This window comes from Brevibacillus sp. AG162 (assembly GCF_006715575.1).
In the GTDB taxonomy this organism is placed as follows: domain Bacteria; phylum Bacillota; class Bacilli; order Brevibacillales; family Brevibacillaceae; genus Brevibacillus; species Brevibacillus brevis.
Window position 1 is genome coordinate 975,935 of sequence record NZ_VFNO01000002.1, and the last position, 20,036, is coordinate 995,970.

General features: G+C 47.5%; 20 protein-coding genes and 1 other annotated feature (1 of these 21 cut by a window edge). Of the genes, 6 read left to right on the top strand and 14 right to left on the bottom strand.

All coding sequences use genetic code 11. The features are described 5' to 3' along the window. Positions 1 to 227: a binding site (T-box leader), on the bottom strand (it extends 15 nt beyond the left edge of the window). Positions 228 to 276: 49 nt separating this feature from the next. Together FB479_RS09520 and FB479_RS09525 are read right to left on the bottom strand one after the other, a co-directional pair. Further along, on the bottom strand, positions 277 to 1,773 hold the full coding sequence (locus tag FB479_RS09520; RefSeq protein WP_106655931.1) for a sensor histidine kinase: 1,497 nt from the start codon (positions 1,771 to 1,773) through the stop codon (positions 277 to 279). Then, entirely contained in the window at positions 1,770 to 2,453 is a 684-nt protein-coding gene (locus tag FB479_RS09525; protein WP_047071237.1) for a response regulator transcription factor, read from the bottom strand. Before FB479_RS09525 ends, FB479_RS09520 begins: the two co-directional genes overlap by 4 nt. A 280-nt stretch (positions 2,454 to 2,733) precedes the next feature. On the opposite strand from FB479_RS09525, the gene FB479_RS09530 reads away from it, so the two are divergent. The 4 genes from FB479_RS09530 to nadD all read left to right on the top strand — a co-directional run bounded on the left by FB479_RS09530 (position 2,734) and on the right by nadD (position 5,610). Continuing rightward, entirely contained in the window at positions 2,734 to 3,420 is a 687-nt protein-coding gene (locus tag FB479_RS09530; protein WP_142064532.1) for a YceI family protein, read from the top strand. A gap of 153 nt (positions 3,421 to 3,573) precedes the next feature. After that, on the top strand, positions 3,574 to 4,362 hold the full coding sequence (locus FB479_RS09535; protein WP_142064534.1) for an NUDIX hydrolase: 789 nt from the start codon (positions 3,574 to 3,576) through the stop codon (positions 4,360 to 4,362). A gap of 34 nt (positions 4,363 to 4,396) precedes the next feature. Continuing rightward, positions 4,397 to 4,942, top strand: coding sequence for a cysteine hydrolase family protein (locus FB479_RS09540; protein ID WP_007729905.1), 546 nt, complete (start codon positions 4,397 to 4,399; stop codon positions 4,940 to 4,942). Between the two features lie 29 nt (positions 4,943 to 4,971). Continuing rightward, positions 4,972 to 5,610 (top strand): nicotinate-nucleotide adenylyltransferase, encoded by a 639-nt coding sequence (nadD, locus tag FB479_RS09545; protein WP_142064536.1) that lies wholly within the window; start codon positions 4,972 to 4,974, stop codon positions 5,608 to 5,610. A gap of 59 nt (positions 5,611 to 5,669) precedes the next feature. On the opposite strand, the gene FB479_RS09550 is transcribed toward nadD, so the two are convergent. The 5 genes from FB479_RS09550 to FB479_RS09570 all read right to left on the bottom strand — a co-directional run bounded on the left by FB479_RS09550 (position 5,670) and on the right by FB479_RS09570 (position 11,463). Beyond that, positions 5,670 to 6,575, bottom strand: a complete 906-nt coding sequence (locus FB479_RS09550; protein WP_106655935.1) for a DMT family transporter — start codon at positions 6,573 to 6,575, stop codon at positions 5,670 to 5,672. Positions 6,576 to 6,687: 112 nt separating this feature from the next. Beyond that, positions 6,688 to 8,814: a bifunctional diguanylate cyclase/phosphodiesterase gene (locus tag FB479_RS09555; protein WP_142064538.1), complete on the bottom strand. Its 2,127-nt coding sequence runs from the start codon at positions 8,812 to 8,814 to the stop codon at positions 6,688 to 6,690. 207 nt (positions 8,815 to 9,021) lie between these two features. Further along, positions 9,022 to 10,167 (bottom strand): alpha-hydroxy-acid oxidizing protein, encoded by a 1,146-nt coding sequence (locus tag FB479_RS09560; RefSeq protein WP_106656003.1) that lies wholly within the window; start codon positions 10,165 to 10,167, stop codon positions 9,022 to 9,024. Between the two features lie 124 nt (positions 10,168 to 10,291). Then, entirely contained in the window at positions 10,292 to 10,561 is a 270-nt protein-coding gene (locus tag FB479_RS09565) for a spore germination protein (RefSeq protein ID WP_142064541.1), read from the bottom strand. Between the two features lie 155 nt (positions 10,562 to 10,716). Continuing rightward, the gene (locus tag FB479_RS09570; protein ID WP_106655938.1) at positions 10,717 to 11,463 is read right to left on the bottom strand and encodes an SDR family NAD(P)-dependent oxidoreductase; all 747 of its coding nucleotides are present in this window, start codon (positions 11,461 to 11,463) and stop codon (positions 10,717 to 10,719) included. Positions 11,464 to 11,599: 136 nt separating this feature from the next. Between FB479_RS09570 and FB479_RS09575 the strand changes: the two genes are divergently transcribed. Next, positions 11,600 to 12,526 (top strand): LysR family transcriptional regulator, encoded by a 927-nt coding sequence (locus FB479_RS09575; protein ID WP_142064544.1) that lies wholly within the window; start codon positions 11,600 to 11,602, stop codon positions 12,524 to 12,526. Between the two features lie 51 nt (positions 12,527 to 12,577). Here FB479_RS09575 and FB479_RS09580 read toward each other — a convergent pair whose 3' ends face one another. The 3 genes from FB479_RS09580 to FB479_RS09590 all read right to left on the bottom strand — a co-directional run bounded on the left by FB479_RS09580 (position 12,578) and on the right by FB479_RS09590 (position 16,098). Next, positions 12,578 to 14,872, bottom strand: coding sequence for a glycoside hydrolase (locus FB479_RS09580; RefSeq protein WP_142064547.1), 2,295 nt, complete (start codon positions 14,870 to 14,872; stop codon positions 12,578 to 12,580). A 139-nt stretch (positions 14,873 to 15,011) separates the two neighbouring features. Next, on the bottom strand, positions 15,012 to 15,767 hold the full coding sequence (locus FB479_RS09585; protein ID WP_142064550.1) for a VanZ family protein: 756 nt from the start codon (positions 15,765 to 15,767) through the stop codon (positions 15,012 to 15,014). A 4-nt stretch (positions 15,768 to 15,771) separates the two neighbouring features. Continuing rightward, a complete protein-coding gene (locus tag FB479_RS09590; RefSeq protein ID WP_007726768.1) occupies positions 15,772 to 16,098 on the bottom strand; it encodes a PadR family transcriptional regulator in 327 nt (108 codons plus the stop codon). A gap of 466 nt (positions 16,099 to 16,564) precedes the next feature. Between FB479_RS09590 and FB479_RS09595 the strand changes: the two genes are divergently transcribed. Further along, positions 16,565 to 16,828 carry a KTSC domain-containing protein gene (locus FB479_RS09595; RefSeq protein ID WP_106655942.1) on the top strand — a complete coding sequence of 88 codons (264 nt, stop codon included), beginning with the start codon at positions 16,565 to 16,567 and terminating at the stop codon, positions 16,826 to 16,828. Between the two features lie 65 nt (positions 16,829 to 16,893). Here the strand turns inward: FB479_RS09595 and FB479_RS09600 are convergent, their stop codons facing one another. The 4 genes from FB479_RS09600 to FB479_RS09615 all read right to left on the bottom strand — a co-directional run bounded on the left by FB479_RS09600 (position 16,894) and on the right by FB479_RS09615 (position 20,032). Continuing rightward, positions 16,894 to 17,640: an amino acid ABC transporter ATP-binding protein gene (locus FB479_RS09600; RefSeq protein WP_142064553.1), complete on the bottom strand. Its 747-nt coding sequence runs from the start codon at positions 17,638 to 17,640 to the stop codon at positions 16,894 to 16,896. Between the two features lie 14 nt (positions 17,641 to 17,654). Beyond that, on the bottom strand, positions 17,655 to 18,314 hold the full coding sequence (locus FB479_RS09605; protein WP_106655944.1) for an amino acid ABC transporter permease: 660 nt from the start codon (positions 18,312 to 18,314) through the stop codon (positions 17,655 to 17,657). 73 nt (positions 18,315 to 18,387) lie between these two features. Beyond that, positions 18,388 to 19,164, bottom strand: coding sequence for an amino acid ABC transporter substrate-binding protein (locus tag FB479_RS09610; RefSeq protein WP_142064556.1), 777 nt, complete (start codon positions 19,162 to 19,164; stop codon positions 18,388 to 18,390). 160 nt (positions 19,165 to 19,324) lie between these two features. Next, the gene (locus FB479_RS09615) at positions 19,325 to 20,032 is read right to left on the bottom strand and encodes a DNA alkylation repair protein (RefSeq protein ID WP_106655946.1); all 708 of its coding nucleotides are present in this window, start codon (positions 20,030 to 20,032) and stop codon (positions 19,325 to 19,327) included. Positions 20,033 to 20,036: the final 4 nt, after the last annotated feature.

Below are 20,036 nucleotides of genomic sequence, written 5' to 3' on the forward strand. Positions count from 1 at the left end.
ATCGCGGTACCACTCAGCTTTTTTGCCTCTCTCACAAAAGGCAAACTCGTGCTGTCTACAAAGACATGCGCCCCATAACGTGGGCCATCCGCTGCTTTCTACTTGGCATTTTCAAAAGCAGAGCTCCAAGGTGGCTTTCAAAAAGAGTTCGCGGCTGCCCTCTCAGCTAACAGGCAACTCTCTGGACGTCAAAATCCCTTTTTTACTTTCCTTTTCACGGCTGTGTTGGTTGTTTTATTGAATGTCTCAGATTATAAATGAGGTTTTCTCTCATTGTCAACTAACAACTTCTGTCTTCTGACCCTCTTTCAAATCGTTAGGCAACCATACGCGAAACACGGTCCCTGTTCCCAAGCTGCTTTGTACGTCAATTTTTCCCCGATGATTTTCTACAATGGATTGGGTGATCGACAGCCCCAGACCAGCCCCTCCGCTTTTGCGTGCACGGGAGGATTCAATCCGGTAGAAACGGTCGAATACATGCGGGACATGCTCCGGTGCGATTCCGGCCCCATTATCTCTGATCGTCAGTTCAATGCCATTGGCAATCTTGCTCAATGTAAGCTCGATTTCACCTTGGACAGGGTCAGTATGCTGCACCGCATTTTGAAACAGATTGAGAATAACTTGCTTCATTCCATCACAATCGAAAGCAACCGTAACATTCGGTTCTACGCGGAAATGAACGTTTCGGTCACCCGCCAGGACCATGAGCTGCGATTCCATACTGTGCACGACCGCGTCCAACTGCCCTTCTTGCAAAAGGAAAGCCGGTTCCCGATCCATCCGAGCCAGATACAGCAAATCGTTGACGAGTTTGTTCAGCCGCTCTGTCTCGCCGTGCATGCTTTTCAATGCTTTCTGCAAATGTTCGGGATTTGCCGCCGCACCACGCAGCAGCACTTCCAAAAAACCATGGATGGATGTCAGCGGTGTTCGCAATTCGTGTGAGGCATCTGCTACAAAGCGCCGCATCCGTTCTCCAGCTTCTTGCTCGATTTTAAAGGAGGTTTCCAACCGCTCCAGCATTCCGTTAAAGACCGCCGATAATTGATCAATCTCCATCTGGCCTTGATCCATCGGCAGCCGCTCATCCAAATTACCCGCATTGATTCGCTCAACGGTAACCTCAATACGCGAAAGTGGGTTCAGTGTACGGCGAAGCACAGGCACATAGGTTAACAAGCCGATTAGCAAGGCGAGTGCAGATGCAGAGAAGAAAATGATCAACTGTGGAAATAGCACTTCCCGCATCGAGCCGACAGGTGTACTCAGTTGTACGATTCCTTGCAGCTGTTCAGATGATTTGATCGGTGCCAGCACGACCAAATAATCCGTCCCAGTGCTACCTTCCAAAATTTTGTATTTGAAAGTGCATACGCCACTAGCTAAGATCTCGCGGTATAAACTATCAGGAAAGCGCGGGGAATACCCTTCGCTCGGAATCGCAAACAGCTCCGTCACGTTGGCATCGTTGTCAATAAAGGCATACTTGATATCGGGTGTACGCAAGGAGAGCAACGCGCTGACATACTGATCGTTTTTCGGGAGTGTTTCCGTATCTTCCAAGACCTGATACGGAACGGTAACTGCCAGATTTAACAGGCTTTCGGCTTTGCTGCGATACAAGAATTGCTCCATCAATAAGTATTGAATCATGCCGATTAGAAGCAGCAACCCGGATAAGATAAATAACGAACGAGACAACAGCTGATAACGCAAAGAGTTCGGTTCTAGGAAGGAGGCCCATTGATTGTTTCGATTCATTGTCATACAAAATCAACCCGATAGCCCGCACCGCGCAAAGTGCGAATGATCCGATGCTGACGATCGTTCAGTTTGTCACGCAAGGAGCGAATATACACCTCGACAATATTCTCCTCCCCACCAAAATCATAGCCCCATACGTTATCCAGAATCATTGGTTTGCTCAGCACCAAGCCGTGATTCGTCACCAAATATTTCAGCAAAGAGTATTCCGTTGGCGATAGCTCCAGAAGTGTGTCCTCGTAGGTAATTTCCTTTCGTCTGTCATCGATCTGGAATGGGCCGAGATGTACCTTGGAGAGCAGATGTGGGTAATGATTGCGAATACGCGCATGGATACGGGCAAGCAGCTCCTCAAAGCTAAACGGCTTGATCATATAATCATCGGCACCCAGCGTTAGCCCTTTTACCCGATCCTCCACGTCTTCTCTGGCTGTTAGCATGATCGTTGCTACATTCTGTATCTTTTTCAGCATCCGGCATACCTCGAAGCCGTCCATGCCTGGCATCATCACATCGAGAATGACGACATGGGGCTGATGCTCCTTTACCATGGTCACCGCGGTCATCCCGTCTTGTGCCGTCAATACTTGGAAACCTTCATTTTCAAGACCCATCTCCAAAAATTGCAGGATGGTCGGCTCATCATCGACAAGCAATATTTTAATGCCTTTGTTTTGGCTCATTTCTTTCACCTCACCTCCATTTTACCTGATCAGGCCAAGAGTAGCTGAATGTTTGCTGAATATGCCCTGAGTGCAAGCTGAAAGCTTTTTGCAGAATAATAAACCAAAAAATGTAAATTAAACACAGAAAACGTTGATTATTCTCTTCCCCTTGCACTTTCAACAAACTTTCAGCCAGCTTTCAAGACCCATTCAGCTTCCTCTCTCATAATGATCCCTGCGCAGTCAAATACATACGACTCAAGTCTGAACACTTCAAAAACATGGAGGTTATCCAATAATGAAAAAGAATTCGGTTATCCTGACAGCTTCAGTTGCCACGCTCGTGGTCGGTATCGGAGGCTACATGCTCTATGACTATTTTGTGGGAAACCATGTGGAGATTCAGCCTGCAGCTGCGGTAACCACAGCCTCATCTACCGCTTCATCAACGGCTCTGACAGCAGATCAACTGAATAAAAAATGGACGATCAATGACCAGTCCAAAGTCTATTTCTCCGTAACTACGTCGAAAGAAACGGTAAACTTTGAAATGGACGGCATTACCGGCAGCTGGGATGTGAACCTCTCTGCACCCGATCAAATGAAAGCAACGGCTTCCGCTGACTTGAATCACCTGAACTCCGGTAATGAAAAGCGCGACACGCATATCAAATCGCCTGATTACTTTGATACAGCCGTCCATCCAGCTGCTACCTTTGAAGCGAAATCTTTTGAGAACTGGCCTACCACATGGACAGAAGGACAAAAGGCTTCGTTCACCATCAATGGTGTTTTGACTCTCAAAGGAATTGCCAAAGACGTGAAAATTGATGCTGACGCGATTTATTCCCAAGGCAAGCTGCAGCTGGAAGGCACGTCTGTCGTAACGTTTGGTGACTTCGGATTAACCAGCCCGCATACGATCGTGGCGAAAACGGAAGAAAACATTAACATTACATTGCGACTCGCGCTGGATGCTGTTTAATCAATCCTTTTCGCGCGAACTGCTCCGAGAGACGTCTGACATTCACAGACGTCTTTTTTCACAGTTTTTTACATTGTAATATTGACATTGTTAAAATGATATCATAATATAAAAGCATGAGAACTGATTCGAGCAAACGGAAAGGATGATCTTGTGAGTACATCTCCCCTTCGAGCCAAACGCATCCGCTATCGGACCAAAAAGTACCGCTCGCCGGATGGACTTCCAACAGATATTTGCCTCTTTACGATCCTTTCCATCCCGCGCCAAACGAAAACCAAATCGCTGCCACTCAAGCAATTGGCCGTTCTTCTGATCAAGCGTAAAAGCGATACTTTTGGGGAGCAATGGGCCTTGCCTGGCGGTTTTTCCCATGAATCGGAGACACTGGACGAATGCGCCTATCGTGAGCTGAAAGAAGAGACGAATATTGACCGCGATGTACACATTGAGCAGCTGAAGACGTACTACAAGCCGGGTAGAGACCCTCGTGGCTGGATCCCAAGTGTTGCCTATGTCTCCCTCGTTCATGAAGATTTATTGAAGCACGCACAGGCAAACGACGATGCATCAGACGCGCAGCTGTTTCCGATTGAGAAAGCTTTTGCCCTCAACCTTGCTTTTGATCATCGTGAAATTTTGACTGACGCCTTACAGCGAGTTCGTGAGCAAATGCTGCAAACAACTATCGCCAAAGCGTTTTTGCCAGATGAGTTTACCTTGAGCGAACTGCTGCAAGTGATCGAGACAGTCGTTCCATCCTTTTCGGCAAAAGATCGCGGCAATTTTGAGCGGCGCTTGCTTGCGACGACCAGACGGCAAGGACTTCTCGAGCCAGTTCTATCGGCTGATGGACAGCCTGTCTACTCGACCGAGTTCTCGAATTCCCCAGCCAAGCTGTATCGTTTTACCGGCTTCACCCCTACTGCCATGATTTACTGAGCAAGTCCACACTCACATTCAGGAGGTTTTTGCCATGAAAGCTTTGATTGTGATCGACTACACGAATGATTTTGTCGCGACAGATGGTGCATTGACTTGCGGCGAGCCTGGTCAGGCTATTGAAGGACGCATTGGAGAACTGATCCGCGACTTCCTCGCAGAAGGCGACTTTGTCGTCATGGCAGTCGACGCTCATCGAGAGCAGGACCCGTACCATCCTGAGACAGGACTCTACCCTCCGCACAACATTATCGGGACAGCTGGCAGGAATTTGTATGGCAGCATTCAGGAAATTTACGAAGAATTCGAAGATACGATTCACTGGATGGATAAGACGCGTTACAGTGCTTTCCAAGGCACCGACCTTGCACTATTGTTGCGCACGAGAGGTATTACTGAGATTCATCTGGTAGGTGTCTGCACAGACATTTGTGTGCTGCATACAGCGATTGAAGGCTTCTATAACGGCTTTTCTGTCGTCATCCACGAGGATGCCGTAGCGAGCTTTCTTCCAGAAGGTCATAAATGGGCTCTCGGTCATTTTCAGAACCAGCTTGGTATGACTGTTCGAAAAAAATAACAGGCTCATGACGATAGGAGGCAATTTTCATGCGAATCGGCATTTATGGCAGCAGCTTTGATCCCATCACGTACAGCCATTTGTTCACGGCAGCGACCGTCGCTCACCGGAGACGACTGGACAAAGTCATTTTCGTACCATGCTCTTCAAAGCGTCATGATAAAAAATTGCAGACAGAGGACGTCCATCGCTTGCACATGCTCAAACTGGCTTTGGCTGGCAGTGCACACAAAACAAACAAAAATGGCGAACCTCTTTTCGAAATATCTACAGTCGAGATCGATGCCTTGCCAGGTGAAACCTATACGTATGATACGATGATGCACATGAAAAAGAAGTACCCAAACGACGAGCTCTTTTTCATCATGGGGTCAGATTTGTTAGAGGGACTATCGAACTGGGGCAACGCTGAAAAGCTGGTCGCAGGCTTCAACTTCATCGTGATGTCGCGCGAAGGCTATCCGACCGCTGACCTGATCGCAGAGGACGCGCTGCTGCGCAATCACGACGAGCATTTTCTCATCATGAGCAAGGGCATCAACATGGGAATCAGCTCTACCTACATCCGAGACGAAATCCGCAAAGGCGGCGACCCCAGCTTCCTGTTGCCGGATGCTTGCCTCCAGTACATTTATGAAAAGGGAATCTACAAAGAACCTTACGTATAATCTCAATAAGAAAAACAGCCGAACCTGTGAAGTGTCGGCTGTTTTCATTGTCGTTTCCATCAACGATTGAGCGTATTGGCAATGACAGGCTTTTGTATCTTTTTCTGATAGTTCACCAAGTAAATACTGCACACGATCAATACAAGACCGGCGATGAGTGAATACGTAACCGGCTCGTCCATGAAAATGGTGCCAGTGACGACTGCGATGAGCGGCACAAGAAACGTAAAGGCGGCCACCTTGCTCGCTTCGCCTGCATTCACAAGCCCAAAGTAAATGGCAATGGCAATCGGCACGCCAAATGTAGCACCATAGCTGAGACCGATCAAATACGGTACATTCCAGACAATGTCGGACCAGCTTTCTACGCCTGTCCCCAAAAGAGTTAAGGCCGCGCCACCAATCATGCATTGCATGGCAACCATCCACAGCGAATCTACCTTGGCACTGACTTTTTTCACATAGATCACGCCCAGCGCCCACGTCAGAGCCGTCAACAAACCTAAAATGACGCCCACGATGGATACCTGTCCTGTCAATCCATCTGCACTGACCGCAAGTATCCCGAGGAATCCCATGACCAGCCCAATGATCTTGAGCACTGTCATGCTCTCACCCAGCCACAACCAGGCAAAGAGTCCAATCAAGATTGGCTGGAAGTACACCAACACAGAGAATAATCCACCTGGCAAATACACGAGTCCAACCGTCTGAATGCCGTAAAAGCACAATGTATTCAGAAAGGCAGATATACAATAGCGCAACCAGTTTTCACGCCAGTTGATCTTTTTCCATTTCGGCAAAATGAATAAAGCGAGCAGAAGTCCGCCAATCAGCGAACGCATTCCTGCGAATAAAATCGGTGGCGTATAGGCGAGTGACATTTTGTAGATCGACCAGCTTAATCCCCACATCAACACCAAACTTGCGATAGCTAATACAGTCTTTCCCGACAACTTTCCCACGAGGGGCCTCCCTTTCTAGCTGCACACTTGCTCTTGTGTTTTTGTCCGCCTCCTATAGTACCACACAAAAGAAACAGCCGGATGTACTCACCCGGCTTTGCTTCCTGCCATTTTATTGCTGTTCTTGACGTAGGAACTGGTCGAAAGCATCTGTCGGAAGCGGCTTGCTGAACAAATAGCCCTGACCGTGATCGCAGCCATTTTCCTTTAGAGCCGCTACTTGATCATCCAGCTCAATTCCCTCTGCGATGACATTCATATTGAGACTTTGCGCGATCGTGACAATCGCTTTTACAATCGCTTGACTCTCTTGGTTGTGATGAATGTCGCGAATAAAGGAGGCATCAATTTTGATTGTATCGACTGGCAAGCTTTTAATATAACTAAACGAGCTATAACCTGTACCAAAATCATCAATCGAAATTTGGATACCGATATCCCGAATCTGTTGCAGGACTGCCGTCGCCTCTTCCATTTTAACAAAAATGCTCTCCGTAATCTCGAGCTCCAGCCAATCAGGAGACAGATTTGTTTCCCGAAGAATATCCTTGATCATCTCGACCAGATCTTTTTGATAGATTTGTCTCGCCGACAAATTCACAGACACCTTTAGCGTATAACCTTCATCGTGCCAAATTTTATTTTGTTTGCACGCCTGTTTCAAAATCCATTCCCCGAGCGCCAGAATCATCCCTGTCTCCTCGGCGATTGGAATAAAGCGATTCGGCGGGATGATGCCCAGCTCTGGATGCACCCATCTAACAAGCGCCTCCATGCCTGTCATCGCGCTTGTTGCGATATCGATTTTGGGCTGGTAGTAAATTTGGAAGTGCTCTTGTTCAATGGCTTTCCGCATCTCATTTTCCATCAAGATACGCTCGAGTGACTTCGCCTCCATCGTCGGATCGAAAAAGTCGTAGCCATTTTTCCCGCGCGATTTCACTGTATACAATGCCGTATCGGCCCGTTTCAGCAAATCTTCGGGATTGTCCCCATCCTGCGGGTACAAGGCAATGCCGATGCTGCACGACACGTTGAACACATGACCATCCAATTCAAAGGGCCGCTGCAACTGATTCATGATCTGCTCTGCCAATGCAGCCGCTTCACTTCGATCTTGCAGCTGGTTCTGCATAATCGTAAATTCGTCTCCACCCAGCCTGGCCACGACATCTCCCGGCTTGAGGCACGCCTGTAGACGTTTTGCTGCTTCGATCAGCAACATATCCCCTACGTCATGACCGAACGAATCGTTTACATCCTTGAAGCGATCCAAATCCAAAAACAGCACAGCCAGATTCGATTGGAAACGCTTAGCCTGCATCATTTCCTTGCTGAGCTGTTGGACATACATCCGGCGATTCGGCAGGTCTGTCAACGCATCGTGATAAGCCAAGTGGTGAATCGTCTCTTCGGACTGTTTCCGGTCTGTGACGTCACGGGTAACGAGGAGCAGCTTGGTCACATTTCCTTCTTCATCCATAATCGGATTGATTTTGCTTTCTGTCCAGATTACATCGTTTATTTGGGTGTTAATCCGGCACTCTACCATGTACTCTTTACGCGTAGAGAAGGCATGCTGAATTGCATAAGCAAAAATATCCCGATCATCCTCCACAATCCACTCGAACAGGTTATGGATTTCCTCATCAGGAACGGTATGCTCCCATACACGCTTGTGAGACGGGGACAAATAGAGAAAATCCCCATCCAGGTTGATGATGCTGATGATATCCGACGTATTTTCCGCGATGATGCGATACTTTTCTTCACTCCGCTTGAGCTCGTCTTCCATCTGCTTGCGTGCTGTGATATCGCTGCGAATGGACAGGTATTGATAGATTTCGCCCGCTTGATTCTTAAATGGCACGATGGTTGTATCGACCCAATAATAGCTGCCATCTTTTGCGCGATTGCGAATTTCCCCACGCCATACCTGGCCAGATCGAATACAGGACCACATTTCTTTAAAAAAGCCTTTCGGATGGTAACCCGAATTAAGAATACGATGGTCCTTTCCAATCAATTCACTTCGTTCGTATTTCGATATGCGGCAAAATTGCTCATTTGCCCGCAAAATAATCCCCTTATGGTCCGTAATTGCCAAGATCGTGGATTGGTCCAAAGCGTATTTGACATCTGCCAGCTCATTCACAACCATGTTCAGCTCACCATCTTTTTCACGTAGTAGCCCTGCCCAATCTTGGGGTGTCAGTGAAGATATCATTTGGTTTTTCATTTCCATCACCTGCTTTGGATACAGTCAAAAAAAATGATCCTTACAGAAGGATCGTAACGTTCTGAATACAAGTTCGTTCCATTTTACCATGTTTTTCCGAAAGATCAACGAGAACACCTGCGGTAGAAACAACATTTTTGCAAAAAAATGAACCAGTGCATGAAGACTGGCTCCCTTTTTTCAATGGGTATGAACGAATTGTTTCCCTTACAACCGGGCTAGAATGCTGCGATTGAGGTCTGCGACAGAATTGCTGCCAGACAGCGCCATCGCGACGTCAAATTCATGAATGAGTGTATCTAACACACTCGCTACGCCCTGCTCTCCAGCAACAGCCAGTCCATACAGGAATGGGCGACCAATCAGAATGGCATCGGCACCTAAAGCAATCGCTTTAACGACATCTGCTCCTGTACGCACGCCACTGTCGAGCAAAACAGGTATTTTGCCAGCTACCACCTCGGCAATCGCTGGCAACGCATCCAGCGTAGAAATAGCTCCATCCATCTGCCGTCCACCGTGATTGGAGACGATGATTCCATCGACACCATGCTCTAAAGCAAGTCGCGCATCATCCGGATGCAAAATGCCTTTTACCAAAATCGGCAGACGAGTATGCTCACGCAAAAACGCGATATCGTTCCAATTCAGTGCTGGATGATAAATGTTTTTCAACACTTCCTCTACTGCATTCTCCGGTGTTACCTCAGGGAGTCGCGAGCAAAAAACAGGATCTGTCAAGTAATTCGCCAGTCCTCTTCCTTCGCGCAGTGGCGAATAGCCGTTGCGGAAGTCTCTACGCTTCCACCCTAGCATGACGGTATCCACCGTGAGAACAATGGCAGAATAACCAGACTTTTCCGCTCGTCTGACCATGCTCGCAGAAACCTCTCGATCGTTCGACCAATAGAGCTGGAACCAGCGATAGGCATCGCCCATCACTTCGGCAATCTGTTCGAGTGAGTGAGCAGAAACTGTACTGGCTACGAACGGTACTCCAGCTGCTGCTGCCGCCTTGGCAGACGCCAGCTCTCCATCGGGATGTGAAATCGTCTGCATACCCACAGGAGCCAAGAAGATCGGCGTGCGCAACGCTTGATTGTACATTGAAATACCAAGGGTACGATTCGTCACGTCCCGCATCATCCGCGGAATGATTGCCCAACGGGAAAAAGCTGTCCGGTTTTCTACCAGCGTTTCTTCTGCCCCTGATCCCCCGGCAACGTAATCAAATGGCCCATCCGGCAAAACCTCTCGCGCCTTTTTCTCCCAATCTTCAATGGAAATCGGCAGTGCCTGCGTGTCCTTGTTCACACGGGTAAATAAGAGTGTTTCCTCATTTGTTTTCGTCATCTGGTTTGCTTCCTTTCTGCGATCGTCTTTCATCTTTTTTATCTCAATTCTCATAAATTCGCAATAGTCTTAATCTCAATTCTATTTCAGAGCTTGTCCACTTTCACACGCGCCTTTTTCAAGGCTACTTTTTCTTTTTGCCTTTTCGGGCTGCTCGACGGACCCGTTTCTTTGTCTTCACTGTCTTCATCGTCTTCATTCCAGCGGCTCCTGAACCCACCCATGTATTGGTTTGGCTATTTTCATTGATGACCTTCACTACGTTGCCGCTATTGTTTCCACCCGAACCGGAAAACGCTTTGGTTACGCTTTTCGGAGAGTTGTTTGCCGTGTCGCCAAAGTTGATATTTCCGACATTATTGGTGATGATCACCTTGCCCATAAAAGTCGGCAAAACTCCTCCCTCCCCGCTGCGTAATGGCTTTTTCCCATCATATTCGAACCGTTTTGCGCCCGCTTGGACGATGGTTGAGGGCATTTGTCTGATGTGGTCTTGCCAAAAAAAAATCTCCCCGAGCAGATAATTCTACGCGAGGAGAAAGACCTTTTTTATTGCGCGGTATATCCGCCGTCGACCAGCAGGCTCGTCCCTGTGACAAAGGAAGCATCGTCGCTGGCAAGGAACAGAACAGCCTTGGCGACTTCTTCTGGTTTACCCAAGCGTCCCATCGGATGCAACCCGATCAGGTGCTCATTCAAGGCTTCATTTCGCCCAGCAATCAGCGGTGTATCAATGTAGCCCGGGCAGACCGCATTTACGCGAATCCCTTGCTTTGCATACGTAAGTCCCAGCGTCTGAGTCAGGAGCTTCACGCCGCCTTTTGCGGATGAGTATGCGGTTACGCCTGCTTTCCCCGCATGACTATGGATCGATCCGCAGTTTACAATCGCGCCGCCAGTCCCTTGCGCCAACATTTGCTCGATGACGTATTTATCGCACAAGAACACGCCGGTCAGATTGATATCAATCGTTCTTTGCCAATCATCCATGCTCAACAGATGACCTGGTGCGTCTTTCGCTATTCCTGCATTGGCAAACAGAATGTCTACCTTTCCGTACTTTTCTACTGTGGTGCTCACCATGTTTTTGACTTCGTCTTCTTTCGTTACGTCCGTTTTCACGAACAACGCATCGAAGCCTGCTTGATTCAGCTCTTCCGCTAATTCATTTCCACGTGGGGAGAAGTCAGCAATCACTACTTTCGCCCCTTCTTTTGCGAAGAGACGGACGGTCGTTTCACCGATCCCACTTGCTCCACCTGTAACGATCGCTACTTTTCCTTCGAGTCTCGCCATTGTAAATACCTCCATTCGTTATGTCTCTAGTACCTGATCTCTTGCCTTGCTTTCATTATAGGACTCTTTTATATTTAAAAATATGTAAACATGCTTACCCTTCCTTAAGTACGACTAAAGGATGTGATATTACCAAATGCATCTGGAACAACTGGAATATATCGTAGAAATAGCGAAGGCAGGCTCCCTGACCAAAGCCGCTCAGAACAAGCATGTCACACTCTCCGCCATCAGCCAGTCGCTCTCCAGTCTGGAAGCAGAGCTGGGCGTTACTCTTTTTTCACGTTCGCGCCTTGGAGCGGTACCGACCCCTGAAGGGCGCATCATCATCAAAAAAGCGTTTGAAGCCTTGGGCAAGATCCAGGAGATCTGGGAGGAAGCACAAAATTATACGAACACGTTGAGTGGAGAGCTGAGGCTCGCCACGATTCCCGGTCCCATGAATCTTCTGGTCGATGCCGTCGCGAGCTTTAAAAAAGATTATCCTTACATCCGTACGGAAATTGCAGAAAAAGGCACACAGGAAATATTAGAAGACATTCTTCAGGACAAGCTGGACATTGGTCTGGTCATTATCCATGAGAACCTGCTCAAAAAGAGCGCGGGCCTCGGGTTGGTGTTCGAACAGTTGCTAGAGGGAAAAATGGTCGTAGGTGTAGGCAAAAACTCGCCGCTTGCCTACCAGGATTCCGTCACACCTGAAGAGCTTCGCAAGCAGTCCTTCGTCCTGTACAACGACGACTACGTCAAATGGTTCGTAGAGGATTTTGCCGCTACTTATGGTCCCGTCGACATTTTGTTTACGTCGAACAACACAGAAGCGCTCCGCAATGCAATCCGGCAAAATCTCGCGGTAACCATCGGACTGGACTACTCTTTTGTTCATGAACCCCATTTGCAAGACTCCGATTCAATCACGCTTGATTTGGATATTCCTTATCAACAACCCATCTATTATGGGTGGGTGCGCTCGGAGGAACGGCATTATTCCCGTATTTCGATGAACTTTATCAATCGACTCCAATACGATTTGAAAAGCAAGAAATCCCCACCCACTCCTTAGCAGAAAAAGGCTGCCGCTTCATTTTCGCGGACAGCCTTTTTAAAATCGTTCCTACTGCGCAGGGGCAAGGAAGGTCTGGATATCGTTACCGTCGATGATCAGAACTGATCTCGCCTTCACCACTTGACCCTCGTACGTGAAATCTTGCTCAGAGAAGTTGGCAATCACTTGCAGATCATCCCCGTAGACTGCCTTCTGCACGAGCCTGTCTTCGGACAACACACGATAATCAGTCATCTCGTGCTGCACCGCTTTTTTGTGGAAGGGAGACCACACCTTCAAATAGTTCGTGATCAATGGTTGGTTTGCATCCCACATCTTTTCATCCAAATGATAGAGTGGCGGTACATTGTAAAGCAGCTCCTTGAGCATACGGGTACCGACTTCACCCTTAATCTTCAGGCTGCCCCACTCCCAATGATGGCTCGTGATCACTGCGTTATTGTACACCAGCTTGTATAGCGGCAAAGAATACGCAGGATCAATGTATACATGACGATACTCTTCCTTGATCGGAACCTGTTTGGCGTATCGTTCCGGAATCTCTCCTGCCGGGGACCAGTAGCCTCCTACATAATACGGGCTTTGCTTGTTTTTTCGCATGTCTGGATCTGCCCATTTGATGACAGGCGTCTCAATGCCATGGGCATAGGCGATGCTTCGGCTGGCGAAGTCATTTCCAGTCTCAGAGCCGATGACCAAATTCTTTTCATCGCGAATGTAGTCCATACGCGCAAGCTTCGCCTTCATATCCTCTGCCTCAGTCGTCGTGTGCTGTGGCGAATAATCATCGTTGAAATCTCCTGCTGCATCCACATCAATAAACCACGAATTAAAAGCGACATCGTTACTCATGATTTCATCCATGCGCTGTTTGACACTTGGCAGCGATAGAGTCGGATTCAGCAATCTCCCCTGTTGGAGAAAACCAGCTTTCTTCTCTCCATTTTTCTTCGTGATCGTCGCATTCTCATACAAGCTCTTATCCTTGAAAATAGCCGTGTTCCAATCGGGATTTTCTTCCTGATGAATCGAATGGTAGGAATCGTAGCTGGCGATCAAATAACCTGCCTCATTCACCTCTTGAATGAATGCTGGCTTCATGTAGGCAGCCGTCCAATCCGGCAAACCGATCCATGCCTGATCAATCCCCGCCGCTTTCATTTCTTTCAAGAGATGAGTAGAGTCGGCATTCCCCCACTGTTCCACAGGTGGAACGACATCCTGCAGCACACTCTTTAGCAGCCTTTTATTCAAGTCGTACAGCTTTGATTCCGTCAACGAGTCGCTCCCTTTTCCAAGCGCTTTCTTTGCCTCTTCATCGATATGTGGAAATAGCTGCGGATTGTAAAACTCACGGGAACGCAAAGCGTAATTCAACCCGCCCAGGATCGCTTTCTTTTGATAATCCGCAACGTAATCCTGCTGCTGAATCTCGCGGAATTGCTGGATGCTCTCTTTTCCGTCCACTCCATTGGAAGCCAAGATTTGCTCAAGTGCCCCGATGAAGCTCTCACTCAGTTTCGTTTTCAGCGCATTCCATTTCACATCGTTGACCGATAGGAAGCTCTTGTTCCACAAGTAAAAATGAGGAGCGCCGTAAAGCTTTTCGATATTCGGATTGGCTTTGGCTTTTTCAGCAAGCGTCAGCAGTTCTCCCTGCTCTTTGACATATTGCTTGTACACGCCCGCTACACTAACCGGATCGTTGTCTGTGACATACAAGCGGAACCCGTAGGTCTTGTCCGGGTTAATCGCGGGGAACTCGTGCGAAAACGTAAACGCAATCGTCGGATTAACGGCAAAATCGACGGTGTTGTTAAACAAATTGTCCACGACGTACATCAGCGCATACTTGCTCTTGTTCACAGCAAAAAAGCGCATGGAAAAAGACTCGGCAAAACTAAGACTCTCTTCTTTAAAAAAGGACTGCCACTTGCTGTCATCCGCAGGAATCCATTTCCCCTCTCCCAAAGGCAAGATGTAGCTTGATCCTTTTACTGTCGGCCAGGAAAAGCTCTCTGTTCCTGTGGAGGTCAAGGTGATTTGCAAATGATCCTCTTTCTTTTTGATCGAGACATTCAGCCGATCGTCCGGGTAGCTCCAAGCAATTTCTTGTACACCTTTCTGTACATTCGTTACCTTGCGCGCAGGCATGGACTCCGAAGCACTTTCCTTCACTCCGTCTCTCTCGACGAACACTTCGAAGGTCTCCGGCTTCACATCAAAAGTAAAATCTGAAAGCTGCTTCGTCTGCACCTGCTCAGTAGCATTATTAGTCTCACAACCAACTACGACCTGGAGCAGGAAAACAACTACCATGAGGAAAATCGCTGTTCGTTTCATAAAAGTCCTCCTAAATCGATTCACTATGTATATCGTATTACGATGTACATATACAAAAAAATGGCCAAAGCCTTTGCCAAGGCCGCCTCACAACTGTGCGACCCCAGTCAAGCAAAAGGCTTTTACGACTCTTGTCCTACTAAGACGATGTGGCTGACAGATCGTCATCGAGATTACTGTTTTTCCGTCTCCTGTGGATCAGCGCCGACCCGACTCGAAACATTCCGTAGCCAATCAGTCCGCCGAGTACATTTAGCATCAGATCATCGACATCAAAGCTGCCTAACGAAAACAATAGCTGCAAGATTTCGACGATGAGACTCGCCGAAAGCGTGAGAAAAAACACGCGATGCACGCTTTGGAAGGACATAAATATCAGAGGCAGCAACAGCCCGAGCGGAACAAACAACATGACATTGCCAATCAGGTTATACATCACAATGCCAAAGCTGTAATTGTCATAATGAAAAACGTAATCCACCAAGGTTTGAAATGGTTTCGTATTTTGGAACAGATGCGTATATTGCGGGACGCCGTATTCCAGCATCCTTTGCTTCCATTCCACGGTAAAAGCTCTGCGTCGGAAGCGATCCGGTGACAATAGCAAGAGATAACTGGAGATAGCTACATACAAGAAAAACAACGACAGGAGCCATTTACGGATGTATTTATCAATAAGCGGCATGGACTCAGACAGTTGCCGACTGATTGCTTTCGTCGGACCAAATCGTTGAATGGTCAGTAAAACGGCTTCCTGTTCTTCACAGCCTTCTTCGACGAGCTCACTCTTCATGCTGTTCAAATGATCCATCAGCTCATCTTTGACATCCTGCTTTTCCCATTTCGAGCACGGCAAGCGACTGACGACCTGCTCTGCATATTCTTCGAGCTTCATTCGTTTACTCACTTCCCTCATTGCAAAGCAAAATGAGTCTGCTCAAGCTCTGCCAATCCTTCATCTTGTCTTGAAGAAGTCCCTGGCCGGTCTTGGTAATCCGATAATATTTGCGGCGTCCGCCTTCGCTGGCTTCCCCCCAGTAAGACTCTACTGCCTTTTGCGTCTCCAGCCGCTTTAGGGCAGGGTATAGTGTACCTTCACCGATTTCATACAGCTCATCGCTTTTATCGCGAATCTTCTTGGCCAACTCATAGCCGTACTGATCTTTCTGTGCGATCAGCGAGAGAAGCAATAGATCGATGCTTCCTTTCAACAACTCCTTGTTCACAAAAGCATCTCCTCCCAGTGACATGCCTAGAGATTATCACACTATACCTCGTGATACAAGGTAGTTGACCAAGGAAATTTCCGGAAACAAGTTTTGGTGCTATGTAATTATTGACAATAATAAAATAGGTAATATAGACTATATTCGACAACATTTTTCATGAGTCTACATACTTTCGGATGATCATTCTTTTCTATACACAACCAGATCATAGGCCCATAGAACGAATAAAAAAGAAGATTTTCACTTTTTTGGATCAGGTTACTTTCAATTCGTGACTTCATTCTCTCTAACAGGAGGCACTTACATGCTTGCCGACTTTTCAATGATTGTTCTGAATACGGTTCTCTTAGCCTATTTTGCAATCGGTGTGCTATTTTTGTATTCCGAATCCAAATTTTTGCGTAAAATGAAGACTCGTAGAAATAGATAAGCCGATTTTTCGATAAAGGAGTTTGCACGTACATTGAGATCTTTTTTCCGCCAATTTCTGCCACGTCAGAATCAACCTCACGAAATTACATACAAGAAACTGGATTCGAAATTGATCAAAGCTGCTCGCTACGATCTGGCTGCAAGCCACCTCTACATCCGTTTTCACGATGGACGAGAAGTCGTTTACTGTCGGGTCACTCCTTACGCTTACAATGCGTTTTTAAATGCTGACTCGTTCAGCGATCATTTTCATTCGTTCATCAGCCAACGGTACTTGAACTATCAGGTGATGTAGCCTGTCTATACAAAATGCCCTCAGTCTGTCTTCTCGACACTGAGGGCATTTGTTGTTGAACTTCTCTACTTTAAGGCGCGATGCAAAAAAGATTTGGTCCGCTCAAATTTGGCGTTTGTAAACAATTGCTCAGGCGTCCCCGACTCTACGAATTCCCCGTTGTCCATAAACATGATTTGATTCGCCACCTCGCGCGCGAATCCCATCTCATGCGTCACAACCATCATCGTCATATGCTCCTGGGCAAGCTGCTTGATGACTTGCAGGACCTCACCCGTCAGTTCGGGATCGAGCGCAGACGTAGGCTCGTCAAACAACAAGATTTGCGGATTCATCATCAGTGCTCTGGCGATCGCCACACGCTGCTTCTGTCCGCCTGAGAGCTTCGCCGGATACGCGTCTGCCTTATCAGACAGACCGACCTTCTCCAAGAGATCTGCACTCTTTCTGTGGATGTCCTGGGGCGCCTCCCCCTTGACTACGCGTGGTGCGATCTCCAGATTTTCTTTTACGGTGAGATGAGGAAACAGATTAAAATGCTGAAAGACCATGCCCATTCTCGATGTGATCTGCTTGATTTCCTGGTTGCCGGCATAAACGCCGTCCTTCACCAAATAATCATCCTGCACACGAATGCTGCCACCATTCACCTGCTCCAGATTGACCAAGCTGCGCAGCATCGTACTTTTGCCGGAGCCAGAAGGCCCGATTACTGCCACGACTTCGTTCTTTTTCACCGAAAACGAGACATCTCGCAATACTTCCTGATTGCCAAATGATTTCTTTAGATTCGATACTTGAATGATATCCATATTACGCCAGCCCTTTATTCGAATTTGAACCTTTTCTCCAGCCACTTAAAGAACAACGTCAACAATAGCGTCATCAACAAATAAATGATTCCGGCAATAAAAAACGGAACGATGGTAAAGTCGCGATTCACAGCCGTTTGTGCAAAGTGAAGCAATTCTGGGACGGCAACTGCATAGAGCAGCGCTGTGTCTTTTACGAGGGTAATGGATTCATTTGCGACGGCAGGCAAAGCCACGCGAAACATTTGCGGCAAAATAATCTTGTTGGTTGTCTGCCATTTGCTAAAGCCGAGGACCTGCGCCGCCTCGTACTGTCCTTTGTCGATCGACAGCAGTCCTCCACGGAAAATCTCCGCGAAATACGCTGCGTAGTTCAGCACGAAGCCGACACATGCAGCTACGAACCGATCCATCACCAAATACTCTCCCACTACGGGCAAGAGGGGCAGCCCGAAGCAAATAAACAACAGCTGCAACAAGAGAGGCGTCCCGCGCATCACATACACATACGTATGCGCGAACCAGGACACCGCCTTATTACTGCTCTTTGCCATTAAGGTGATCAGAAAACCTAATGGAATGGAAAGCAGTATGGCGATGATAAACAACAGCACCGTCATCTGCGCCCCTTCTAGCATGGGCTTCGTAATGGAGAGAATGTAGTCTACGCTCATCTTGGTATGCTCCTAATCCTGAAAATAAAAGCGTGGCTTCGCCAATCATGCGGCGAAGCCATCGCTGTTCTTCTTATTTCAATACACGATTTTCGCCGAACCATTTTTCCGATATTTTTGCAGCTGTACCATCCTGATTCATTGCATCCAGCGCTTTTTGCAGCTCATTCAACAATGCCTCGTTGCCTTTTTTGACGCCTATTCCATATTCCTCAGGGGACAGCGATTCTTCCAATTGCTTAAAAGTTCCAGGCTCTTTTGCCATATAGTAATCGGCAACAATCTGGTCGATGACGACCGCTTCTACACGACCGATCTTCAAATCACTCAGTGCCAATACGTTATCAGGGAACTCGGTAATCGATTTGACCTGATTTTTGATATCGCTCGCATTAATCGCGTCAGCTGCGGAAGACAGCTTTTGCAAACCAATTCCTTTACCGGCCAAGTCTGACAGCTTGGTCAAGTTGCTGTTTGCCATCGTGACAACTACTTGTGCGTTTTTCAGATAAGGCTTGGTAAAGAGAACCTTCTCTTTTCTCTCATCTGTAATCGTATATCCATTCCAGATCAAGTCAATACGACCGCTGTTTAGTTCAGACTCTTTTGCACTCCAATCGATTGGTTGAAACTCGACTTGTTTTCCCATTTTTTCGCCGGCCGCACGCGCATAATCAATATCAAAACCGACTAGCTCATTTTTCTCATCCCGAAATCCCATTGGTGCGAACTTATCATCAATTCCGATAATCAGCTTGTTCGCGTCAGCGCCAGTGTTTGCGCTGGAACAGCCCACTACCAATGAAACCATCGCACTCAACAACAATGACATCCATGCTATTTTCTTCATCGTGATGATCCCCCTCGTTTCCCTACTCTATATTTTACTCTGATAAAGTGGTAATACGTTAACAAGGTATCATGATAGCACATTAGCAAAGAATAGTCGATACTTTAGTAAACAAAAGCACCTTAGAAATATACGCCAAATGAACGAGAAAAATGCCCGACTAGCAGATGCATGTCTTTTTCTTTTTTCCGACACTCCCTCGTTCCTCTATCTTTTTGATATACTCCGTAGCCAACGGAACCTTGCACGCTGTCTGTCCAACGTCCACATGTACTTTGCCAATCGCTGCGGCCACTTCCAACGCTTCCTGATGAAGTTCCGGTACATACGCGCCTACTGAAATAACGAATTGATTCATGGTGTACCGAACGCGATTTTGTTCCTGGTGAATCGTCTCCTTCACTCTCATGAGGAGCCGTTTGATTTCTTCTTTATCTAGCTGTTCATCGGGAGTAATCGACAAGTAGTTCGAATACGTATTCCACCCACATGTGGCTACCATCTCTTCCTTTGACTCGATCCATTCCCGTGCCAACTCCATGGCAAAATGGCTCTCAGCGGCTACACTCGCAACCGTATATTCGGCGGGGGCGTACCAAGACGCTTCCTGGACCCAAGCCTGCAGTCGCTCTTTTGTCATGCTCTTCGGGTCAACCGTCAATCCGGCCAAGTACATGGCGTCGTAGTTTCCCGTATCGTATAGCGCCTGAACGAGCTGCTGATCACGCTTTACCTCCTTGACCAGCTTTTTCATATCACCGATTCGCACGCCAAACAAAGGCTCTTTCGCCCCATGCCGCAATAACGTTTTTTTCGTCTGTTCTGTCCCCATCGCTTCGAGCTTCTGCATGACTTCTTCCAACGTCATCTTG